We start from the raw sequence: 5,369 nt of genomic DNA, 5'->3' as shown, positions 1-5,369 counted from the left end.
ACCTGGACGGCCTGATGGCCCGCCGCCGCTCCCTCGGACTGCCCGGACTCGCCGTCAACTGGGGCCCCTGGGCCGAGGTCGGCATGGCCGCGGACGAGGGCGACGCCTACGACCGGATCGGCCTGCGGATGCTCCCGGCCGACCAGGGCTCCCGCCTCGCGGTCCGGCTGGCCCGCACCGGGCGGGCGACGCACGAGGTCGCGGTGCTGGCCGCGGACTGGCGGCGGTTCCGCACCGCGCTCGGCGAGGACCTGCCGGCCGGCTACCTGGCCCGGCTCGGCGCCACCGCCGAAGGCGCCGTCACCGCCCCGGGCGGCCGGCCCGACCGGGCCGCGGACACCGCACCGCCCTCCGCCCGCCAGGAGCTCGCGGCGGCCGCCGACCCCCGGGCGTTCCTCGCCTCCTGGGTCGAGCGGACGCTGCGCACGGTGCTGGGCTCGCGGGCGCCGATCGGCCCGCACCAGGGCTTCTTCAGCCTCGGCATGGACTCGCTGATGACCGTCGAGTTCCGGTCCAGGATCGCCGCCGGACTCGACCTGAAACTGGCCACCACCGTCGCCTTCACCTACCCGACCCTCGACGAGCTGGTGGGCTTCCTGGCCCGCGAGCTCGGCCTCACGGCCGACGCCGCGGCACCCGTCCGGGCCCGGGGCGGCGCAGCGGGGCGGCAGGACGCACCACCCGCACCGGCGGCCCCCACCGGCGACGCGGTCGGCGACCTGATGGCCCGGATCTCGCAGAAGTACCAGAGCCACCGGAACGCCTGAACGGGTGCCCGGACTCCCCCACACGAACGGCGAAACGAAACAGAGGTACCAGAGTGACTACCCCGACCATCACCGCCGGAGTGCGCTACCTCGCCCCCCGGTGGCGTGACAGCGGGACCGCACCCGAGATCGGTGACTGGGGCTCCCTCGCCACCAACACCGTGCGGCACGACGTCCCCGTCGCGAACGCCCGGGGTACCGAGTACGGCCTCGACACCACCGGCTTCACCCTGCTCGAACACCGCACCGAGGTCGACTTCCGCGACGAGTCCGCCGTCCTCGGCCGGTACTTCGCGGAGCTCGCCCCGCTGGTCAAGGAGCAGAGCGGCGCCGACGAGGTCTTCGTCACCCACCACTTCGTCCGCTGGGGCGACCCGGAGGACTTCGAGGCCGGCTACGCCGGCTTCCTGCACGGCGACAAGGGCCTCGGCGACCCGTTCGGCTACACCCGCTCCCGGATCGAGGAGCTCGGCATCGAACTGGGCTCCGACCAGGACCACGACTTCGCCTGGTACAACACCTGGCAGCCCGTCGACCGCGAGGTGTTCCAGCACCCGCTGGCCCTGATGGACGCCCGGACGGTGCCGCGCGAGCACATCCACGACTACTACTACACGAGCGTGGGCGAGCCGCACCCCGAGTCGTCCCCGGTCTTCGACGAGGGCCACCGCTTCTACTACTTCCCCCGGATGCGGACCGACGAGCTGCTGATGTTCAAGCAGCTCGACACCCGCCCGGACCGCGCGCCGACCTGTCTGCACTCGGCCTTCACCGATCCGACCGCGCCGGACGACGCACCGCTGCGCCGCAGCATCGAGGTGCGCTGGATGTGCGCTTTCAAGCGCTGAACCGCTGAGTTGCTGGAGGGGAACCACACCATGGCCGGACCGACTCCGGACGCCGATCTGCTGGCAGCGCTGCAGCAGTCCGTCTTCGTCATCGACAAGCTGGAGGGCGAGCTCGCCCGTACCCGCGAGGACATCGCGATCATCGGCATGTCCTGCCGGTTCCCCTCCGCGGGCGGCCCGGAGGCCTTCTGGGAGCTGCTGCGCGGCGGAGTCGACGCCATCACCGAAGTCCCGGCCGACCGCTGGGACATGGAGTCGCTCTACGACCCCGACCCGGCCGCCCCGGGCAAGCTCTACAGCCGGCACGGCGGCTTCGTCGCCGACGTCGACCGCTTCGACCCGCTCTTCTTCGGGATCTCCCCCAAGGAGGCGGCCCGGCTCGACCCGCAGCACCGGCTGCTGCTCGAAGTGGCCTGGGAGGCCGTCGAGGACGCCGGGTACGCCCCGCGCTCGCTGCGCAACAGCCGCACCGGCGTGTTCGTCGGCATCGCCGAGAACGACTACGCGCGCCTCGTCGAGGAGGCGCACGGCACCCGGCTCGACCACTACGACGCCACCGGCACCGGCTTCTGCTTCGCCTCCGGCCGGATCTCCCACGCCCTGGGCCTGAACGGCCCCAACATGGCCCTGGACACCGGCTGTTCGAGCTCCCTGGTGGCCCTGCACCAGGCCGTCTCGGCACTGCGGCTGGGCGAGTGCGAGCTCGCCATGGCGGGCGGGGTGCACCTGCGGCTGTCCCCGACTACCTCGCTCTCGCTCGCCAGGACGGGGGCGCTCGCCCCCGACGGCCGGTGCAAGACCTTCGACGCGAGCGCCGACGGCTTCGGCCGCAGCGAGGGCTGCGGCATGGTCGTGCTCAAGCGGCTCTCCGACGCCCACCGCGACGGCGACACCGTGCTCGCCGTGGTCCGCGGCTCCGCGGTCAACCACGACGGTCCGGCCAGCGGCTTCACCGTCCCCAACCACCGCGCCCAGGTGGAGCTGATCCACAGCGCGCTGGAGAACGCCGGGGTCGAGCCCGAGCAGGTGGCCTTCGTCGAGACGCACGGCACCGGCACCCAGCTCGGCGACCCGATCGAGGTCAGCGCCCTCGCGAGCGTCTTCGGCGGGAGCGGGCACCCGGTGCTGCTCGGCGCCGTGAAGAGCAACATCGGCCACACCGAGGGCGCGGCGGGCATCGCCGGCATCATCAAGACGGTCCTCGCCCTGCGCCACGCGGAGGTCCCGGGGAACGTCCACTTCACCGAACCCAGCCCGCACATCGAGTGGGACGGCCTGCCCTTCGTCGTGCCCACCGGGCCGACGGCCTGGCCCGAGGTCCCCGGCGGCGTCCGGGTGGCCGGGGTGAGCTCCTTCGGCATGAGCGGCACCAACGCGCACGTCCTGCTCGCCGCCGCACCCGACGCACCCGCGGACACCACCGACACCGCCGGGGGCGCCCCCGGGCGCACCGCGCAGGTGCTCACGCTCTCCGCGCGGACCGAGGACGCCCTGGACGAGGCGGCCGCCCGGATGGCCGCCTTCCTGGCCGGCGGTGCCGGCGGCGCCGACCTGGCCGACGTCTGCCGCACCGCCAACACCGGCCGCGACCACTTCGAGCACCGCCTCGGCGTGGTCGGCGGCTCGGCCGCCGAGCTGGTCGAGCGGCTGACCACGGGCGGCGCCGTCACCGGCTTCGTCCCCGCCCACCGGCCGGCCCCCACCACCGCCTTCCTCTTCACCGGCCAGGGCTCCCAGTACCCCGGCATGGGGCGGGAGCTGTACCGCACCCAGCCGGTGTTCCGGGAGGCCGTCGACCGGTGCGCGGCCGTCCTGGACCGCACCCTGGACCGCCCCCTGCTCTCCGTGCTGCACCCCGACACCGTCGGGGAGGCCCCGTACGACCTGGACCGCACGGAGTACACGCAGCCCGCGCTGTTCACCGTCGAGTACGCCCTGGCCGAGCTCTGGAAGTCCTGGGGCGTCACCCCGCAGGTGGTGCTCGGGCACAGCGTCGGCGCCATCGCGGCGGCCTGCGTGGCCGGGGTGTTCCCGCTGGAGGACGCCCTGCTGCTGGTCGCCGAGCGGGCCCGGCTGATGCAGGCCCTGCCGGAGGGCGGGGTGATGGTGTCGCTGCGGGCCGAGGAGGCCGTGGTCGCCGCCGCCGTCGCCGAGCACCCCCTGGTGTCCGTCGCCGCCGTCAACGGGCCCGGCGAGATCGTGGTCTCCGGCGACGCCGGACAGGTGGACGCCGTCCTGGCGGTGCTCGCCGGGCAGGGGGTGGAGGGCCGCCGCCTGCCGGTGTCCCACGCCTTCCACTCGCCGCTGATGGCACCGGTGGCCGAGGAGTTCCGGGCGGTGGCCCGCCGCGTCCGGTACGCGCCGCCGCGGATCACCGTGGTGTCCGACCTCACCGGCGCCCCGGCCGGGGCCGAGGAGCTGTGCGACCCCGAGTACTGGGTGCGGCACGCCCTGGCGCCGGTCCGCTTCGCCGACGCCGTCCTGGCCGCGCACGCGGCCGGCGCCCGGGTGTTCGTCGAGACCGGCCCGAAGCCGGTGCTGCTCGGCCTGGCCCGGACCGGCCTGACCGGCGACCGGGGCGAGGACAGCGCCTGGGTGCCGAGCATGCGCCCCGGCCGCGAGGAGGCCGAACTGCTCGCCGGGGCCGCCGCCCTGCACGTGCGCGGGGTGCCGGTCGACTGGGCCGCCGTCGACGGCCGCCCGCGGCCGCGCCGCGTCCCGCTGCCCACCTACCCCTTCCAGCGCGAGCGCCACTGGTTCACCGCGCCGGCCGGCGCCGGCCGCGCCGCCGCCCGGGTGCGGCCGCTGCTCGACACCGAGGTGCGGCTGCCGGTGTTCCGGGCGACGGTCTTCCAGAGCGCGCTGGGGACGGGCACCCAGCCCTTCCTCGCGGAGCACCGGGTCGCCGGCGCCCTGGTGTCACCGGCCGCCTGCCACCTGGCGATGGCCGCGAGCGCCGTCGAGGCCGGCACCGGCGCAGCCGCCGTCGAGCTGCGCGACGTGGTCTTCCCCGAGCCCCTCGTGGTGCCCGCCGAGGGCACCCGGACGGTCCAGCTCGTGCTGAGCCCGGCGCCGTCGGGCACCGACCGGGAGTTCCGCCTGGTGGGCGTCCCGGAGGGGGCCGACGAGGAGGGCTCGGTGCACGCCACCGGCCGGGTGCCCGAGGGCGCCGCGGCGGCCGGGGCCGCGCCGGTGGTGGACGTCACCGCCGTCCGCGACCGGCTGGACCGGGAGGTCGACCGCGAGGAGCTGTACGCGCGGCTGGCCGACGGCGGCATCGAACTCGGCCCGGTCTTCCGCCGGCTGGACCGGATCTGGGCCGGCCGCGACGAGGTGCTGGCCACCGTCGCCCCGGCGGCGGGCGCCGAGCCCGTCGCCCCGGTCCACCCCGGGCTGCTGGACGCGCTGTTCCAGGCCACCGAGGCCGTCGCGCTCGCCGCCGGCACCGAGGGCACCGCCCGGCTGCCGTTCGCGGCGGACCGGCTGACGGTGCACCGGGACGCCGACCGGCGGGCCCACTGGGTCCACGCGCGCCGCACCGCGGACGGCCGTTGGGACATCGTCCTGCTGGACGGGTCCGGGACGGCCGTGGTCGAGGTGGCGGGCTTCCAGGACCGCCCGGCCCCCCGCGAGGGCTTCGGCGCCGGCCCCGAGTGGGCCGACTGGCTGGTGGGTGTCCGGTGGGAGGAGACCACCGAGGACAACCCGCCCGCCCCCACCGGACACTGGCACGTCACCGGCACCACCACCGACG

At 75.6% G+C, this 5,369-nt stretch carries 2 protein-coding genes and 1 pseudogene; all 3 read left to right on the top strand.

The window, feature by feature from the left end; translation table 11 throughout:
• Positions 1-767 (top strand): beta-ketoacyl reductase (locus ACIRS1_RS38325; RefSeq protein ID WP_402847299.1); only part of this gene is annotated, 767 nt, incomplete at its 5' end.
• 53 nt (positions 768-820) lie between these two features.
• Entirely contained in the window at positions 821-1,615 is a 795-nt protein-coding gene (locus ACIRS1_RS38320; RefSeq protein WP_360223327.1) for a CmcJ/NvfI family oxidoreductase, read from the top strand.
• Between the two features lie 30 nt (positions 1,616-1,645).
• Positions 1,646-5,369 (top strand): annotated as a pseudogene (gene gdnG, locus ACIRS1_RS38315) (guadinomine polyketide synthase module 3 GdnG); the annotation flags it as partial.

Source organism: Kitasatospora sp. NPDC101176, assembly GCF_044768035.1.
GTDB lineage: Bacteria > Actinomycetota > Actinomycetes > Streptomycetales > Streptomycetaceae > Kitasatospora.
This window is presented reverse-complemented; position numbering and strand designations above follow the sequence as displayed.